Genomic DNA, 16,482 nt, shown 5'->3' with positions numbered 1-16,482 from the left:
TTGTCGTATTGTAAAAAACACACCTTACTGGGTGTGTTTTTTATGATACGCACAAGCAACAATATCACTGCACTTCACTCCAACTTTTTACATTCCATCCTCCGCCCGGCCCCGATGAGAAATTCGTATTTGCAACACCTTGTTCGTATTCAATTTCAACATTATTTGATAGATTAAGTTTATACCCAACCACCGCTTTTATTCCCGCGTTATTTGAAATGTTAATCATGGAATTTGTCGTATAAAAAATTCCGCCATCAAGATTATTCCCGAGGTTAATACCAGACGAACTAGGAGCGCATCCACTTCCTCCACTTCCATTACATCCCGATATGGTCGAAACCATAAGGACGTAGCTCCCTGTTTGTCCAGAACCATTCACGACGCCATTATTACTTACATCAATGGATCCATCGGTGATCAAGACACAACTATCAGTACCAAATGACACATCACATTTAATAACCCCGTTATTTGAAATGTTTACCGTCCCCGTCACATAGAGTACTCCTGTTATATTAAGCATGCGAGTATTGGTAAGAGTGAGATTCCCCACAATCTTTTTTGGTCCTAATGAAAGTGTGCTTCCGCTCGCTATGGTGCACGAAGGATCTCCTGAATCACCGCAATTCCCCGTAATTGTTCCGCCATCAGCGGCATCTGTCTTCCATTGGTCAATATTTCCTTGTGAGAGGGGCATGTTGAGTGGAGCAGGATCTGCTAATCCCGTGTTACACGACTTATTGTTTCCCGAACCAGTTTGACAGTACAGTGACCCAGTTATAGTACTATTCGTGACAGTATTTGCATATGCATTACCAGCAACAGCAACGCTATTTATAGTACCCGGTCCTGCGCCAAGATATGTTTTAATATTGAGATCACCCGTGATTTGTGTCCAGGTTCCGCTCGTACTCCATGTTTGCTTGTATTTTCCCAAACCATTCCCCGAACCATTATTTGAATCACCACACCACACCCAATATCTGGTTGAATTTTGACCCGCATCAATAAGAAGCCAGTATTTCTGTCCCGCAGTAACAGCATAGGGACTTGAAAAGGTTATGTCTACCCACCCATATGTAGTAGTAACTAGTGCAACCGGAAGAGTTGCGCTTGCGAGAGCGCTTGTTGCCGGGGACCCCGCGTTATCTGCAACAATTTTTACATACGCAGTGGGAGGATTTGAGGAACCCACCTTTTTAATATAGAGACTTACTTTGTAAATCGGTTTTGATTGTGTAGGAACAAAACTTTGCGCAAAATCAATTTGAGGGTTCGTTTGTCCTAAAATGTTATCTTGGTTACAAACATTAGATTGATTGCTGTCGAGTAGTACACTTGTTGCAACAGTTGCACTCCCTGTGATATTTGCACTTCCTGAACCGGAAATCGGACCATTGCTATACACATTTCCTACCGCGCCACCCGTTCCCTTAACCTGTGTGCCATTACTCATAACCAAACCTCCCTCGCCCACTTGCGCGCCATACACAAAGTCAGATCCCACCCCCGTATTCAGGACTGTTTTTACGTTACGCGCAAGAGAATATACGGTACTATTTGACGTCACTTCCTTATCAGTTGAACTAATGTCCACAACTGTAGCAGAAACTGTTCCGCCATTCAAAACTGTGACCTCGGGACTCGACATTTGCTTGCCTTTCTTGGTGCGATAGATTGCGTCTTCATTCCCCGCTTCGGCGGTAAAATACGAAAGCTTTGAATTTATGAGTTCACTCCCAGACTTAAAATCATTTATGACGGGATTTATCGATCCCATAACGATTGCGATCGAAATAAGAACAAAAAATAGAACAGCAATAGTAAGCGCGGCACCGCGCTTGTGTGATGAATTGATGCTTGTATGTTTTGTGGTATGAATTTTCATGCAATAGTTATTATTAATTTGGGCAGTTTAAATCACGGTTAATAACTATCGCGCAAAACGATAGTATTGTAAAAATTCCTTGTTTTTGATTTTGTCCCACGCGTAGCAGTCATTGTTAGCTCTATTTTTACCGCCTTAAAGTTCGTGGAGGTTATTGTCCGGACGACAAAATTATCTACTTGAGTGGAAGATGTCATGAGAGTCCCTTGTGCCACCCCACCCTCTTTTATGTTTATGAGACCATTGAGTACATAAAATTCAATGGTTGTATTTGCCCCTCCCGAATCTTTTGTATTGAGTACAAGATCGCTTGGATTTGCATTAATGACACTACTTACATCAATTGCGTTGGCGGTACGAATTTCTCTTGTCATTCGTTCGAGTACTGTGGTTGCAGATTGATTGAGGTCGCGTGATGCTCGCAAGCTTGAGTAAACTTGCGTCATGATGAGTGTAGAATTCATAGCGAGCACTGAAAGTACGCCCAACACGGCAGCATACACAACCATCTCAATGAGGGTGAATCCCCTAGGGGAACTTTTGGATTTTAGATTTTTTGTTTTGGCGAAACTCAATCCAAAATCTTTGAGTCCAAATAATTTGCTCTCTCCTGGAATAAGCCGTTTTATATTGAAAAGCTCGTTCATGTTCAATTAAAAAAATCGGTAATATATGTGGAAATACTTTTTGTGGTTGTTGCCCCCCGTTCGTTCCACGATACATATACTGTCGCCTTTTTTACACCGTCATCGATTGTCCCACCCGAAGTAACAATATCATCATTCCCATCTCGATATACATCGTCGACTACCAGCGTACGTTCAAACATTCCATCGACGAATGTGTTGGTAGTCGTAGTAGCCCATGTAGTTCCGTTCCATGTTAAATAATATGTTGCACCCATGGTAAGACCAGAAATATTGGTCCAGCTGGTGTCGCGAAAAATTTTTGCAATTTCCATTCCTTCTTCCATAAGAAAGGCGACCTGCACAGAATTTCCCGTTTGTTGACTGACTTGAAGTGCTTGCTGATAATAAGACGAGATCCCCAAAAGAGATGTGGAAAGGATTGTCGCACCAATCACAATTTCAATGAGACCGAATCCCGTACGAAAATATCTCGTACTATACTTGGAATGTCGCGCAGAATTTTTAATATTGAAAACGTCGCTTTCGTACGGGACAAATCTGTACTTGAAGTATTTTTTCTTTTTTGAAAGAAAGTCCATTTGAATTAAATTATACCACACGTGAATTGAATTAGTCATCAACAGCTACCTGCGTGTTGTACGTTTCTATAATAAGGAAACTACTGCGACTGAAAGGTTGACGGGGATAGTTGCGATTATCTGTGCGTGCATCACAACGGAGTATTCATATCCGTTTGTATTTCCGCCTGTGTAAGCGCGCGACTGTAAATGCGTACATCATCAAGAGATCCATTGTAGTTTTGGTAAAATTGTCCGTCGGTGCCCAAGCGCAAAGATTGACCGCGGGCTTGAATGCTCCCGGTTGTAGGAGTGGAAAACTCCTGTACGCCATCAAGGTATCCTTTCACTGATGTTCCGTCATAGGTGAAGGCGATGTGGGTCCAGGTGTCTACTGGTGGTGTCACACTATAGGGACCACGGTTTGTGCTCGTAGTATCACCAAAGTAGAAGTCGACAGTTTTATTTTCATTGTTATCATATTCAACATCGTATTGAAAATATGGAGGGGACATTGTGGATGCGTTCCATGGTTTGGCAACAAGGATGTAATCAGCGAGGCTTGAAGTGCTAATAATCTTTGCCCACATAGAAATGGTAAGATCTGTGCCACCAATATCGACCGAGGAAGTGTTGGGAATAACAACATAGCTGTTCATACCATCAAAAAAGAGACCGTTGCCATTCTTTCCTGCAACCCAAAGTGGATCATTCGTGAGAGTTCCCGTATTTCCATTGCCTGATGAGTCTGCTGTGGTGAGTCCAGCACCTTCGCTGAATGCATATGATGCAGAGGTGGTGGTATCAGTCATACTTACCAACCCTGTTCCATTAATGGTGATCGTCTTTGTTTTTGATACATCTGATTTCACGCGAATAATAATCGTTCCGCCTTGACTTGTTTTTCCGGTCAGACGGTCAAAGATAACGTTGGATCCACCCCCCGTAAGAGCTATTGTTGAAATTTCAAGAGAGCTGTCGAGTAGCGATACCTCGTTATTAGAATCACCCACAGTATAGGTCCCTCCCCGAAAAAGAACTACTTGAGTCGCCTCTAGGTGTACGCCATACTGGAAGGAATTTTTTGAAGACAAAGTGTTTCCTCGCGCTTTAGCAAGAACAGAAACTGTATTTTCGACCCCAGTATCAAGAATTTTTGTGTTTCTGAATTGAGAAAAAGAAGTAACAATGATTGAGGAGAGTGTGGCAATAATAGTCAGCACGATCAAAATTTCAAATACCGTGAACCCGCGAGATAATTTTTTTTCTTTTTTCATATTTTTATTGAATAATGAATTTTCACGCTCCGTGTTCCAAGCTATATACCCCACTGCCTAAATTCCGGTCATGATCGTGTACATCGGCGTGATCATTGAAATAGCAAAAAATCCGACACCCCCACCAATGACAACCATAAGAATCGGTTCGATGATTGTTGAGAGGTCACGCGTTGCAGTATCAACTTCGCTTTCATAAAATTCAGCGACACGCAAAAGCATATCGGAAAGTTTACCTGTTTCTTCGCCAACCTCGATCATTTCGCCAACCAGCACGGGGTAAATTTTACTGTTTTCCATAAAAATCGACGAAAGGGGTATGCCTTTTTGGACGTTCTCCCCTGCGATAGTTAATACATCCTTGTAGTATGAATTTTGAACCACACTCTTGGTGATAGAGAGAGCTTCGACGACATCAACTCCTGCGGAAAGGAGAGATGAGAGTGTGCGTGTTGTACGCGCCGCATTTGATTCTTTCACGATCTTTGAAATAATCGGAAGATGGAGCAAGATAAGTTCTGCATAACGCTTGCCGAGTGGGGTGCGTATGGCCATAGAAATAACCACGACCGCAACAACTACGATAATCAAGGCGAGGATACCGTGATCTCTCAAAAACTCGCTGATGCCGATAATAATACTCGTACTAGTAGGAAGCTTAACGTTCATGCTGGTAAACGTATCGCTCAACGTGGGAACCACAAAGATGAACATGAGAATTGCAATAACAACCATTGCTGAAATAACAATGGCCGGATAAATCATTGCTCCCTTTATTTTTTTCTTAAGGAGGTATGTTTTCTCCAGTTGATTGCCAACGATTAAAAGTGAGTCGGCCAAATTGCCTGATTCTTCTCCAGCCCCCACCATAGAAACAAAGAGTTGTGGAAAAACTTTTGGATATTCTTTCATTCCGTCGCTCAAAGATTTCCCCTTACTGATGTTTTCGGTGAGCGACTGAAGAACTTTTTTGAATTTGAGATTCGTTGTTTGTCGCTCTAACACTCCCAGCGCTCGCGAGAGCGAAAGTCCTGCATTGATCATTGCAGAAAGATTTCTTGCAAAAATTATTTTGTCCTGAAGTTTTATGCGAGAAAGCATCTCGTTTAAAAACTCCATCTTTAAATAATCTTTTTGATGGAATTCGTCGATAGAAACAACAACTTTCCCCTCATTCCTAAATTGTGCCGCGAGAGAAAACTTATCCGTCGCATCGATTGCTCCCGTTTCAATTTTTCCAGTATTATTTTGTATTTTGTAATTGAATCGAGTCATTGTTTTAAAGCTTTTAGCTTCGTTAGCTTCTTAGCTTCGGAAGCTTTTGAAGCTCTGGAAGCTACTGAAGCTTTTTTAACTTATTCCGATACCACACGAAGCACCTCCTCCACGGTGGTAAGTCCTTGTGCCGCTTTAAATAATCCATCTTCGATCATCGTGGACATTCCCTCTTTGGTAGCCTCCTGTTCGATTTGTGTCGAGGTCGCCCCTTTCATGACAAGGTCACGAATGGGAGGTGTTACCTTGAGCACTTCATGAATCACGAGTCTCCCCTTATAACCATCATCGCATTCATCGCTTTTTTTTATACGATAAAATGGAATATCTTCCCACCCCGCTTTCGGATCAACAATCTTTTCCTCTTTAAGCATCATCATCACTCGATCAAGGTTAATATTTTTTGACAACACTTTAATTTCGGCGGGTGAAAGCGTATACCGTTCCTTTACATCACAAAGTTTGCGCACTAATCGCTGTGCGATGATGACGTTTATCGTTGATACAATAAGAAACGGCTCAATTCCCATATCAATAAGACGTGGAACCGCACCAGCAGCAGAGTTGGTGTGAAGTGTTGAGAGTACTAAGTGACCAGTAAGAGAGGCGTTCACCGCGAGAGATGCCGTCTCGCTGTCACGAATTTCCCCCACCATCACAATGTCGGGGTCCTGTCGAACAAGTGCTCGCAAGCCACTTGCAAACGTAAGCCCTATTTCAGATTTTACTTGTGTCTGATTGATTCGAGGCATTTGATATTCAATCGGATCCTCAATGGTTGAAATATTCACTTCGGGCGTATTCACAATATCAAGCACGGTATAAAGAGTCGTTGATTTTCCTGATCCAGTAGGTCCTGTGGTAAGGATCATTCCAGTTTTTTGCCGTGTCGCTTCATGAACTTTTTCTAGTGCCGCACCATGGAATCCGAGACTTTCGAGGGTATGCCCCGCAACAGAATCACGCAAAAGCCTCATAACTGTTTTTTCACCGTAATACACAGGAAGAAGCGACACGCGAAACGCCACTTTCTGATCCGACATTTCTATTTTAAATCGTCCATCTTGGGGTAATCGTTTCTCGTCAAGCTTGAGATTCGCAAGAACTTTTATGCGCGCAGTAATACCAGGTGCAACATTTTTTGGTAACACCATAGCATCATGCAATAGACCGTCAATGCGATATCTAATGACAACTTCGTTTTCCGTTGGTTCAATATGAATATCTGATGCGCCTTGGATGATTGCGTGATTGAGAAGTGTGTCGACAATTTTTACCACCGGCAAATCTTCGGCAAGTTTTTTGAGGTCTTTTTCGGATGCCCCATCATCGTCTTCTTCCGGAATAGCCTTAAGAAGGGCTGCTTCTTTGTCGATGATGTCGTTAAATTCCGCCTTAAGACTTCTTTGATATTGGACAAGGACACTCTTTATGGATTCTTTGTCGGTGAGACGAGGCACAATTTTAAGCCCTACTTTCTTTTTGACGAATTCAATCGCCGTAAGATCGTCGGCATCGAGCATTGCCACCTCAAGCGTACCGGGACCCTTTTTATATGCGACAATGTTGTGCTTGCGGGCGATAGGTTCAGGAATCATCGACAAAATGGCAAAATCAATTTTTTGCCCCTTCAAACCAACAAACGGAATACCGAGTATGTATGCTTCCGATCGGCGCAGATCATCTTCAGAAATTTTTCCTTGTGTTACCAGAACCTTTCCAAGTCCTATCTTTTTCTCCTTATCAATAATTTCAGCCTGTGAAACGACATCTTTCGAAACGAGGCCGGAATCTATAAGAAACTCTTTCAAATGTTCATCTTGTACATTCATGGCAAGTGGAGTGTCGTACGTATAATAAAAAGTGTTGAAAGTATCATGTAAGTTGCTTCACAGAAATTATACCACATGAAGCCCTGTAAGTAGCGCGCGGGTGGTGATAACATTAAGCGTGCAACGTGAATCGTAGAACTATAGAGCGTACGGAGAAAAAGCTTCGCGAGCTTCAGAAGCTTCCTGATGAACTACCCCGCAGCAATCTATTCCCTCGCTCCGCATCGGCGAGGTATCTAGGAACTTCGTTCTAGGATTACTTGAAAACCAAGGTTTTCAAACTTTCCCTTATTGAATTAAATATTTTTTAGTAAATTTCCTGCTGGGAATAATTGTTTTTAAGAAAATTTCATCTTCATTTTCAACAAAAATAGAGTACCTGACCCCCTTGTTCTTACATATCAGGTCCTAATTTGCGCTATATACCTAAAATCGTGTACGCCGATGCTGAGTACTGCGGAAAGCTACTTATACAAGCAAAAACTACCGCAAAACAGAACCTTCCGCTTCTGTTTTAATCATGACGCCTCCATTCAAAGTAGCATTGCAATCACCTTTGGTGAAAACTTTCACCCCTGCAACATTCGCCACGCATTCGTTCGAATACGTTTTCCCATCTGCGCCACAGACAGGATCAACATCCGCAGTACATGCCATACCCTGAAGTGGTCTTAGCGACGGACATGCCGCAAACTCACAACGAGGTCCCGCACGCCCCACACTCGTACCATCGGGGCAAAGTCTCGCTTCTTGCGTACATGCCACGCTTTCGGTCGGATTGGGAGCAGGTTTTGAAATCGGAGTAGGATTTGGCGACAACTGCCACTTGCCCTCTTTGCACATCCAGTTTCCCGGTGCGCCGGGTTGTGGCCCGCACGCTCTCATATTTTCCATTTTTTTGTCATACAGAGGGTTGGTGCCTTCGGTGCTAGAATCATCATAAACTGGGTTCACATTTTTTGCATTGATATCTTCGTATTTAGGCTTTCCGGGTTCAACAACTTTTTTTACCCCCTGTTCTTTAATGGCAAAGTCAGAAATAGCAACTCGCATATTGCGTACCATCACCTCGACTGAACGGGCTTTTCCAAATGCTTCTCCAAATTTCCCTGTCGTAAACGCTACCTTTCCTTGTGCAAGCATCCCGCCCGCCTGTTCCAGGCCTGCCTTCATACGGTCGCCAAAATCTCGTTTGGGTGTTTGGCGCTCGATGGTCATGTTGGTGGAAAGACGCGCAGGAGTATTGTCGATGCGTATGGGTCCTGTTTTCTGTACCCCCTCTTCTTCAATCGCAAGCGGGTTTGTCTCCGCACTACTTGCCATGAATTTTGTCAATTCAGTTTTTAGTAAAGCGAGTTCTGCCTCCGTACGCTTGAGTTGCTCAGTCGCTTTTTCTTTTATGTTGCCATCTTTTTCAACCCCGACAAGAGCAACTTCCTGAATCTTTTTTTGGAGAACATCGACTGCTCCCTGCAGATGGTTATCACGAACTGCTTCTGGCTTCACTACATTCTTCGCAGCATCTTCGGCATACGGATCATTGTTCCACCGCATCGCAATTTGGTTCAACAGCGTCGCGTGTTGCAAAGACTGCTTGTCGAGTTTCTCGAGGAGCGCCTTCACCTTTGGGTTTCCTGAATTTTCTTTCACGTCAATAAGCCGTGCCTCGAGCCGTGCTTGTGCTTCTCCGTAATTCTCAAGCGCACTTTTAATTGCTTCCTTGTTGTCTGGGCTTACCTCCGCAACCTTCCGCATTTCCGCCGCTTTTTCGTTCGCAATGAGAAGCTCGAGCTCCGCTTCCTTCACATTGTCCCATGTAAACGCACGGCTCAATCCCCGCTTCCATTCTTTCCAAAAATAAAAGCCACTGGTGGGCAATGTGCCGACATCTTCAATGCCCAAATCAACCGCAGCACTCGAAATGCGCAGTAAATCAAAATCCGGATCCCCTATAGAATTTTTACCGCTTGGAGTAGTTGTTTTTTTTATTTCGTGCTGAACAGTAAATGAGCAGTCAACTTGCTGTTCACGGTCGGCTGTAGACAATTTTCCTCTTTTGCCTTCTTTATGTTTAACAAAATAAGTCAAAGTCACCGACTCTGTGGCGGGAGCTGGAAGTATATGTTTGGGGCTTAAAGCAACACTGGAAGTTAAGGCTGGTTTTTCAGGGTTTTCTTTTCCTGTATCGTCCTTCTCATTACCACGCTTAAAGTCAACTATGATTGCTTTACCATCTTTGTCATACCTTAAAATTTTAAAAGGTCCCTGAACAATAAGGTCATTGCTTGTATCGTTATCCTTAAACTTAATGGTCAAAGAAACAGTACTGCCGTGAGGGACGGCCTCTTTTGGCACAACACAATAGGCATCGATCTCTTCTGCGGCATGAACCAGAGAAACGGGATTAAATATAAAAAGCGCGAACCCTACAAAAATAAATTGTCCTATGTATTTTTTCATAGCTTTATTACACCAAATTACGCCACATTATTCAAGCAGTATTTTTCAAAGGTAGTCCTTAGATGAACTGCGCTTATTTCCCCCCTTTCCTATTTTTTCACACCCCACCGTTTTCTACTTGCCAAAAAAAACGTTGCGGTATAGTCTTCCTTGCAGGGTTTTGTATATTGAAATTTTTTACAACGGAGGTTTTTATGAAACTGCGTCGGCGTCTTTCACCAAGTCAACAATATCTTCTTGACAGAGTTCTTTCGGTAAGCAATAAGCATTCTATTGCTGCGAAGGAAGGTTTATTGGACCAGCAACGGGACATGGTTGTTGGTTTGAAGAAAAAACTGCAAAATTCTCGTATTGTGGTAAATGTAAATCTCCATGACCATATCTTCGGTATTTCCATGATTGACAGTTTGATTGCGTCAAAACGGCTGTACAATCTTTTTGAAATCGCTCATGCAGCGCGCGAAAGAAATCCGAGCGATTTGCGTATGCGCATCATGCTTGAGTTTAAACTCTATGGCGCTACGCGCAATCTTCAAACGGTTCTTGCGGGGATGTCCAACACCGAGCATCCAAACTATGGCGTTCTTGATTATCGCAATAATCCCATAGGACTTTCTGCGCTTGGATTTTACGGATGGTATCGATTTGTTTTAAAAGATAGGGTGAAAAAACGGAGTACATTTACACCGGCTGACTCGTTTCACATTACTCCGGAGCAAGTTTTTGTGTGGGATGATATTGAAGGGGTACTTGCATCGCGAGTAGTTGGCATGGACCAGTGCTGGCACGAGTATGTAAACCGCATGGAAATTCCTATTGACGAGTATGGCACGACATCCTATATTGAAGCGCAGATTTTAGGTGGCGTATTTTTGGAGAACGACGTAGAGGTGTTATACTACCCCGAGACCGACCAGTTCAATCAGGAGTTTTTCCCGAAGTTGAAACGGCTCGCGAAAGAGTGCAAATTCAAACTTATATCCTATTAATTCGGAAAGGAGGTACTTTATGTACGAGATTATCGCTTCGGATGGAAATGAGGCTGCGTTTCTTAAGAAAAACGATAAGCTCTATTTCTCATGGGGCCCTGATATGTTGGGAGGATCGCCGTTGGAAAAAAATCTTCAGGGCGCATGTGAAGAGGAAGTGGCTGTTTTTATTGAGAGAGATGGGTTCATCCTCCATACCCCCCCCACTCCCATGGAGAAACTCGAGGACTGGGAGAAGACGATACCGGAATACGAGAAGCGTTACAAAAAAAAACATGTGTCGCAAGCCGCATAGCATTTTACCGAGTAGGTTCGTTCTTTTCAAAGCCGATGGGAACCATCGGCTTTTCTCTTGCCTATTGCCGTACTGTCGCATATCGATAGCCATAACATCTTTGGGGGCGATTTCTGTTTGACAAAACCAACTAAATTTGATACCTTAGATGCACGTAAGTCCGTTTCGAAAGAACGGACATTTTTATTAAAAATTTATTAACGAACACAGCACCTATTTATCTTGTTATCTTATTGCTTCGCCCTTAAACTACGAACTATTTACTACTAACTACTGACTAAATTTTATGATGGATCTCAAAGTATTAAATTCGGCGCTTCACCAGCTTGAGGAAGAGCGCGGTATACCAAAAGAAAAAATTATCGAGGCAATCGAGCAGGCGCTTGCTGCCGCGTATAAAAAAGATTACGGCAAGAAAGGACAAATTGTAAAAGCTCAATTTGATTTAAGTTCAGGAAAAACAGAGTTTTTTCAGATTAAAATCGCGGTAGAGCAATCAATGCTCCGCCCTGAAATCGAAGAAGGCACGGAGGATACCCCCACCGAATTCACAGAAAAGAAGGGTCAAACTGAGAATGTCATTGATGAAGTTGGGGAAAAACTCATTCGCTTTAATCCTGAACAGCACATCATGATTGATGATGCGCGGAAAATAAAAAAGGGTGTGGAACCTGGCGATGAACTCATTTTCCCCCTCGAGTCACGCGATGAATATGGCAGAATCGCCGCACAAACGGCAAAACAAGTCATTATTCAGCGTATCAGAGAAGCTGAAAAGGTATCCGTCTTAGATGAATATGGCAAAAAACAAGGTGAGATCGTAAATGGCACCGTGCAACGAATGGAACGCGGAAATATTTTTATAGACTTGGGCAAAACCACAGGGATTCTTTCATATCATGAACAAATTCCCGGGGAACGCTACAAGCAAGGAGAGCGGATAAGAGCATATCTATACGCAGTAGAAGAAACCCCGCGTGGAATAGATCTTCATCTCTCAAGGTCTCATCCGAAATTTATTCAAAAACTTTTTGAGGTTGAGGCTCCCGAAATCGCAAACGGTGTTGTAGAAATTAAGGCAATCGCCCGTGAAGCAGGATCGCGATCCAAGATTGCTGTCACATCCAACGATACACACGTTGACCCCGTGGGATCATGTGTGGGACAGCGTGGTGTGCGCGTTTCAACGGTCATGAGTGAGCTGGGTGGAGAAAAAATCGATATTATTGAATGGTCAGGGGAACAGAAAAAATTCATTGAAGACGCACTTTCTCCAGCAAAAGTAATGAGCGTTGATCTGAATGAGGCAGAACACCTTGCTTCTGTTAAGGTTTCCGAGGACCAGCTTTCACTCGCTATTGGAAAAGGGGGTCAAAACGTTCGACTTGCAGCAAAACTAAGTGGCTGGAAAATTGACATCAAGGGTGTTGACGGGGGAAGCGTGCTTCCAGCGGAAACAGATACAAGTGGAGCGGTGGATACACGGTAAGTAGATTTTAAGTAAATTAAAAATTTAAATATCAAAGTTTAAAATTTTTGTATTCACCATAGGCGAATTCACCAAATTTACATTTTGATATTTAATTTTTGATATCGAGTATTTCACGGTATATGTTACACTACTTTGTATCTTATCGTTATTAAAAAATAAGCATTGGTAATTAAATATGAACCTCTGGCACGATATTCCAATCGGAAAAAAGGTTCCTGATGAATTCAATGTGATCGTTGAAATTCCCAAGGGATCAAAAAATAAATATGAAATCGATAAGGAAACGGGACTTATAGCACTTGACCGAGTTGCCCATACAACCCAAGATTTTCCATTTGATTACGGTTTCGCACCCCAGACACTGTGGGATGATGGAGACGCACTTGATGTCATACTTCTCACCACCCACCCCCTTTTGTCAGGTATTTTAGTGAAGGTGAGACCGGTAGCACTCATGAAAATGACAGATGGTGGTGACTTGGACGACAAAGTAGTTGCCGTACCCATTCATGACCCCCGGTGGGTCCACGTGGAAGATCTTCCGGATATCAATAAACATACTCTAAAAGAAATGGAGCATTTTTACTCTACCTATAAAAAAATTCAACAAAAAGAAGTTCACGTGGCCGGCTTTGAAAACAAGGAATCCGCAAAACGAGCCATAGAAAGAAGTCAGATACTCTATAGGGAAAAATTTCCTCAAAAATAACTTGGAAAAAGAAAGAGGTTGTTAACAACCTCTTTCTTTTTCCAGTTGTCACCACTTCTTTCGTTCTATATACTAAAGGGATACTTTGCGTTGTTTTAGAAAGGCCACTGATGATACATCAAATACAAAATAAGTAATTTTCATTTATTCATATATTAATAACCATATGTAATTATGCAAAAATCAATTTTATTTATATTTGCCCTCTCGATGATATTCGTTATTGGCGCAAATATCGCATCAGCAGAAATGGGTTTACGCAGGGATGCGTCTTCTTCCGCAACAAGTAACGCAACGGGAACATCGAACAAGTTCCCGCTCCCCCCTCGTGATGCACACCAAAAAATAACAGGAAACCCAAAACCTACAGCAATGGAACGAGGAACAAGCACTATGGGAGAACCCCGTCAGGAGCGCATCGAAAAACTTTCCGCGCAACGCAAAGAAATCATCAAGCGTCAAGCAGAAATGATGTTTCAGCGCATTGAAGCCGCAATTGAACGCCTTAAAAAACTTGGAGTCCGAATTGAAGAAAGAATCATCAAGCTTAGGGGAAAAGGGATGAATACAACGAAAGCGGGATCACTTCTTGTAAGCGCAAGAACCGAAATCACCAACACAGAAACACATCTTGGTATGGCTAAAACAGCGGCACAGGAAGCGATAGAGTCAGAAACACCCAAAGAAGCGTTCGAAGCGGTACGTGCCCACGTAGAACAAGTACGAGACGCGGCAAAAAGGGCACATAAAGCTCTCATTGATTCCATTGTGGCACTCAAAGGAAAGTCGGGAAATAAAACCGCAACAACAACGGCAACAACTACAACACCATAATCATTTTTGTCCTTATTAAACCTAAACTAAACACAACGTGGAACCAACACAACAAAACCCAACGGGGACTCCTGCGGGAACGCCTCAAGAGGAAAAATCGATAGGTGCGCTCATTGGCTCGATTATCGTAATCGCGGTTATTGTTATTGGGGGTATTTATTTCTGGATAATACAAAGCAGTGAATTCACTGCACCAACCACAACAGAAGCGCCTTCTCTTGGGCAAACTGTGGCACCGGATCAGGAAACAGCCGCACTTCTTACTCAAGGAACATCCAATGAAGTTTCAGACATTGAAAAAGATCTTGATGCAACCAATTTCGATAACCTTGATGCGGGAATGAACAATATCGACGCGCAGCTTTAATTGTTACACAAAAAATACGTGGCGCTCAAGAACCCCCGCCTTCTTGCAAGAAGGCGGGGGTTCTTGCAAGTAAAGAGCTGGTGCGTTAAACTATCGCTCATGTCAGAACTAAAAAAACTTGAGCGGAGCGAAGTTTCCATTACTGGCGAGATTCCCGTGGAACAATTTGAAATATTTCGCCCAAAAGCCATTAAAAACATCTCAGAAAATCTTGAGATTCCTGGGTTTAGGAAGGGAAAAGTTCCTGAAAATATTATCGTCCAAAAGCTCGGCGAAGAAAAAATTCTTTACGAGATGGCGGAGCTTGCTCTTGGAGAATCATATCCCGCGCTTCTTGCTGAACACAACATCGACCCATTGGGGAGACCAGATATACGCATCACTAAAATTGCCAAAGGAAGTCCATTGGGATTTGTAATCACCGTTGCGGTTGTACCCGAAGTAAAACTTCCTGATTATAAAAAAATAGCGGTGGAAATTGCGGCAGAAAAAGAAGAAGTTGTTGAAGTAAGCGAGAAAGAGGTTTCTGAAGCGATTGAAAACATCAGAAAACAAACCGCGCAGCAATCAAAGAGTGGCGGAGAGTTGCCAATATTTGATGATGGGTTTGTAAAAAAACTCGGTTCGTATGAAAACGTTACTGATTTTAAAATAAAACTTAAAGATCACCTTGTGCGTGAAAAAACGGATCGTGCGCGAAGTAAAAAACGGATGAAAATTATCGACCGCATTCTTGTAGAGACAGAAATCACCGTACCAAAAATCGTCGTCGAAGAAGAACTTAATAAAATGATGGAGCAATTTAAGGGAGATGTAGCCCGGATGGAAGCACGATTCGAAGAATACCTCAAACAAGCAGGGAAAACCGAAGAAGATATGAGAAAAGAATTTGCTCCGGATGCGGAAAAACGTTCAAAAATAGAATTTATATTACACAACATTGCCTCTCAAGAAAAGATTGTCCCGTCGACCGACGAAATAGAAAAAGAAATTGCGCATATCCTGAAGCACCATAAAGACGCGGATCCTGTTCGTGCACGAGCGTATGTGACCAACATCATTACTAATGAAAAAGTTTTGCAATTTTTAGAAAATCAACGGGTGTCACAGTAAACATATGCGTAATTTACATAGGTTATTACATAGGTTAAACCTATGTAAATAAGCAGATATCGTGTGACCTTATCATACGATACATCATATGATAAGAAGTGATCTGATATATTGCGTTGATAAAAATAGAAAGCGCGCAGAGTAATCTGCGCGCTGTGGGGAAATTTGAAATTAAGGTCGAAGTTATTTTGAGGGAACGTACCATTCGGGAACATACAGTGTTTGTCCCGCTTCCGTTTTTAATGATGTATAGATCTCGGACGAAAGACATTCAAGTTGATGCGTATATTCCCTGCCATCGAGAATGTGCACGATCATAATGCTTGTTTTCTCACATCCGAGCGTGCTTGTAATACCATCATTAGAAACATACACCTTGTTTTTACCCTCGTTAGTCTGAGTAAAAGTAGGCTTATTAGGACTATCTATTGCCCAAAAATAGACACATGCCGTACCTAAACTAACCAGAAGAAAAGCACTCGCTGCCCAGACAACAGATTCCTTTTTTTGTGATACCCATGCAGCAAAAAGGGCACACAAAAGTGCAAAAACACCTAATGCCAGATAGTGCGTCATTATTCACTCCTTATCAAGTTTATTCCGCTTTATAAAATAGCACTTTTTAATATTTTTGTCAACCCCTTGTAGGAGTAAATTCCCTACCGAAATGTAATCGCTTAGTGGTTTTTACCAGAAATATACCGGTCGGACAATAACGCTACACGATTTATACTTGATACT

Annotated in this window: 15 protein-coding genes; 7 read left to right on the top strand and 8 right to left on the bottom strand. The window is 42.4% G+C overall.

All coding sequences use genetic code 11. The features are described from left to right. Window positions 1–64: 64 nt before the first annotated feature. The 7 genes from Q7S11_03775 to Q7S11_03745 all read right to left on the bottom strand — a co-directional run bounded on the left by Q7S11_03775 (window position 65) and on the right by Q7S11_03745 (window position 9,942). Window positions 65–1,891: a hypothetical protein gene (locus tag Q7S11_03775; protein MDO8572855.1), complete on the bottom strand. Its 1,827-nt coding sequence runs from the start codon at window positions 1,889–1,891 to the stop codon at window positions 65–67. A 38-nt stretch (window positions 1,892–1,929) separates the two neighbouring features. Further along, on the bottom strand, window positions 1,930–2,538 hold the full coding sequence (locus Q7S11_03770; protein MDO8572854.1) for a prepilin-type N-terminal cleavage/methylation domain-containing protein: 609 nt from the start codon (window positions 2,536–2,538) through the stop codon (window positions 1,930–1,932). 2 nt (window positions 2,539–2,540) lie between these two features. Continuing rightward, complete coding sequence (locus tag Q7S11_03765; GenBank protein MDO8572853.1) at window positions 2,541–3,119, bottom strand: hypothetical protein; 579 nt, start codon at window positions 3,117–3,119, stop codon at window positions 2,541–2,543. Window positions 3,120–3,250: 131 nt separating this feature from the next. Continuing rightward, window positions 3,251–4,375, bottom strand: coding sequence for a LamG-like jellyroll fold domain-containing protein (locus Q7S11_03760; GenBank protein MDO8572852.1), 1,125 nt, complete (start codon window positions 4,373–4,375; stop codon window positions 3,251–3,253). Window positions 4,376–4,432: 57 nt separating this feature from the next. Next, window positions 4,433–5,650, bottom strand: a complete 1,218-nt coding sequence (locus Q7S11_03755) for a type II secretion system F family protein (protein ID MDO8572851.1) — start codon at window positions 5,648–5,650, stop codon at window positions 4,433–4,435. 80 nt (window positions 5,651–5,730) lie between these two features. Beyond that, complete coding sequence (locus Q7S11_03750) at window positions 5,731–7,482, bottom strand: ATPase, T2SS/T4P/T4SS family (GenBank protein ID MDO8572850.1); 1,752 nt, start codon at window positions 7,480–7,482, stop codon at window positions 5,731–5,733. Between the two features lie 483 nt (window positions 7,483–7,965). Then, complete coding sequence (locus Q7S11_03745; protein ID MDO8572849.1) at window positions 7,966–9,942, bottom strand: DUF5667 domain-containing protein; 1,977 nt, start codon at window positions 9,940–9,942, stop codon at window positions 7,966–7,968. 194 nt (window positions 9,943–10,136) lie between these two features. Here Q7S11_03745 and Q7S11_03740 point away from each other — a divergent pair, with 194 nt between their 5' ends. The 7 genes from Q7S11_03740 to Q7S11_03710 all read left to right on the top strand — a co-directional run bounded on the left by Q7S11_03740 (window position 10,137) and on the right by Q7S11_03710 (window position 15,741). Beyond that, entirely contained in the window at window positions 10,137–10,931 is a 795-nt protein-coding gene (locus Q7S11_03740; GenBank protein MDO8572848.1) for a DUF3626 domain-containing protein, read from the top strand. Window positions 10,932–10,950: 19 nt separating this feature from the next. After that, the gene (locus Q7S11_03735) at window positions 10,951–11,226 is read left to right on the top strand and encodes a hypothetical protein (GenBank protein ID MDO8572847.1); all 276 of its coding nucleotides are present in this window, start codon (window positions 10,951–10,953) and stop codon (window positions 11,224–11,226) included. Between the two features lie 286 nt (window positions 11,227–11,512). Beyond that, window positions 11,513–12,715, top strand: coding sequence for a transcription termination factor NusA (nusA, locus tag Q7S11_03730; protein MDO8572846.1), 1,203 nt, complete (start codon window positions 11,513–11,515; stop codon window positions 12,713–12,715). Between the two features lie 178 nt (window positions 12,716–12,893). After that, complete coding sequence (locus Q7S11_03725) at window positions 12,894–13,427, top strand: inorganic diphosphatase (GenBank protein MDO8572845.1); 534 nt, start codon at window positions 12,894–12,896, stop codon at window positions 13,425–13,427. 174 nt (window positions 13,428–13,601) lie between these two features. Further along, on the top strand, window positions 13,602–14,261 hold the full coding sequence (locus Q7S11_03720; protein MDO8572844.1) for a hypothetical protein: 660 nt from the start codon (window positions 13,602–13,604) through the stop codon (window positions 14,259–14,261). A gap of 37 nt (window positions 14,262–14,298) precedes the next feature. Beyond that, entirely contained in the window at window positions 14,299–14,628 is a 330-nt protein-coding gene (locus tag Q7S11_03715) for a hypothetical protein (protein ID MDO8572843.1), read from the top strand. A 99-nt stretch (window positions 14,629–14,727) separates the two neighbouring features. Beyond that, window positions 14,728–15,741 (top strand): trigger factor, encoded by a 1,014-nt coding sequence (locus Q7S11_03710; protein MDO8572842.1) that lies wholly within the window; start codon window positions 14,728–14,730, stop codon window positions 15,739–15,741. A 183-nt stretch (window positions 15,742–15,924) separates the two neighbouring features. Here Q7S11_03710 and Q7S11_03705 read toward each other — a convergent pair whose 3' ends face one another. Next, window positions 15,925–16,317: a hypothetical protein gene (locus Q7S11_03705; GenBank protein MDO8572841.1), complete on the bottom strand. Its 393-nt coding sequence runs from the start codon at window positions 16,315–16,317 to the stop codon at window positions 15,925–15,927. Window positions 16,318–16,482 lie beyond the last annotated feature (165 nt).

This window comes from bacterium, from assembly GCA_030648955.1.
In the GTDB taxonomy this organism is placed as follows: domain Bacteria; phylum Patescibacteriota; class Minisyncoccia; order Phycocordibacterales; family JAUSHB01; genus JAUSHB01.
The sequence above is the reverse complement of the archived record's forward strand: the minus strand, read 5'-3'. Positions and strand labels throughout refer to the sequence as shown.

What these genes read in the sequence shown, in the direction of transcription:
- Q7S11_03770 (MDO8572854.1), bottom strand. Translation starts at nt 2,538, where the DNA reads ATGAACGAGCTTTTCAATATAAAACGGCTTATTCCAGGAGAGAGCAAA.
- Q7S11_03760 (MDO8572852.1), bottom strand. Translation starts at nt 4,375, where the DNA reads ATGAAAAAAGAAAAAAAATTATCTCGCGGGTTCACGGTATTTGAAATT.
- Q7S11_03705 (MDO8572841.1), bottom strand. Translation starts at nt 16,317, where the DNA reads ATGACGCACTATCTGGCATTAGGTGTTTTTGCACTTTTGTGTGCCCTT.
- Q7S11_03735 (MDO8572847.1), top strand. Translation starts at nt 10,951, where the DNA reads ATGTACGAGATTATCGCTTCGGATGGAAATGAGGCTGCGTTTCTTAAG.
- Q7S11_03775 (MDO8572855.1), bottom strand. Translation starts at nt 1,891, where the DNA reads ATGAAAATTCATACCACAAAACATACAAGCATCAATTCATCACACAAG.
- nusA (MDO8572846.1), top strand. Translation starts at nt 11,513, where the DNA reads ATGATGGATCTCAAAGTATTAAATTCGGCGCTTCACCAGCTTGAGGAA.
- Q7S11_03745 (MDO8572849.1), bottom strand. Translation starts at nt 9,942, where the DNA reads ATGAAAAAATACATAGGACAATTTATTTTTGTAGGGTTCGCGCTTTTT.
- Q7S11_03725 (MDO8572845.1), top strand. Translation starts at nt 12,894, where the DNA reads ATGAACCTCTGGCACGATATTCCAATCGGAAAAAAGGTTCCTGATGAA.
- Q7S11_03720 (MDO8572844.1), top strand. Translation starts at nt 13,602, where the DNA reads ATGCAAAAATCAATTTTATTTATATTTGCCCTCTCGATGATATTCGTT.
- Q7S11_03740 (MDO8572848.1), top strand. Translation starts at nt 10,137, where the DNA reads ATGAAACTGCGTCGGCGTCTTTCACCAAGTCAACAATATCTTCTTGAC.
- Q7S11_03750 (MDO8572850.1), bottom strand. Translation starts at nt 7,482, where the DNA reads ATGAATGTACAAGATGAACATTTGAAAGAGTTTCTTATAGATTCCGGC.
- Q7S11_03765 (MDO8572853.1), bottom strand. Translation starts at nt 3,119, where the DNA reads ATGGACTTTCTTTCAAAAAAGAAAAAATACTTCAAGTACAGATTTGTC.
- Q7S11_03755 (MDO8572851.1), bottom strand. Translation starts at nt 5,650, where the DNA reads ATGACTCGATTCAATTACAAAATACAAAATAATACTGGAAAAATTGAA.
- Q7S11_03710 (MDO8572842.1), top strand. Translation starts at nt 14,728, where the DNA reads ATGTCAGAACTAAAAAAACTTGAGCGGAGCGAAGTTTCCATTACTGGC.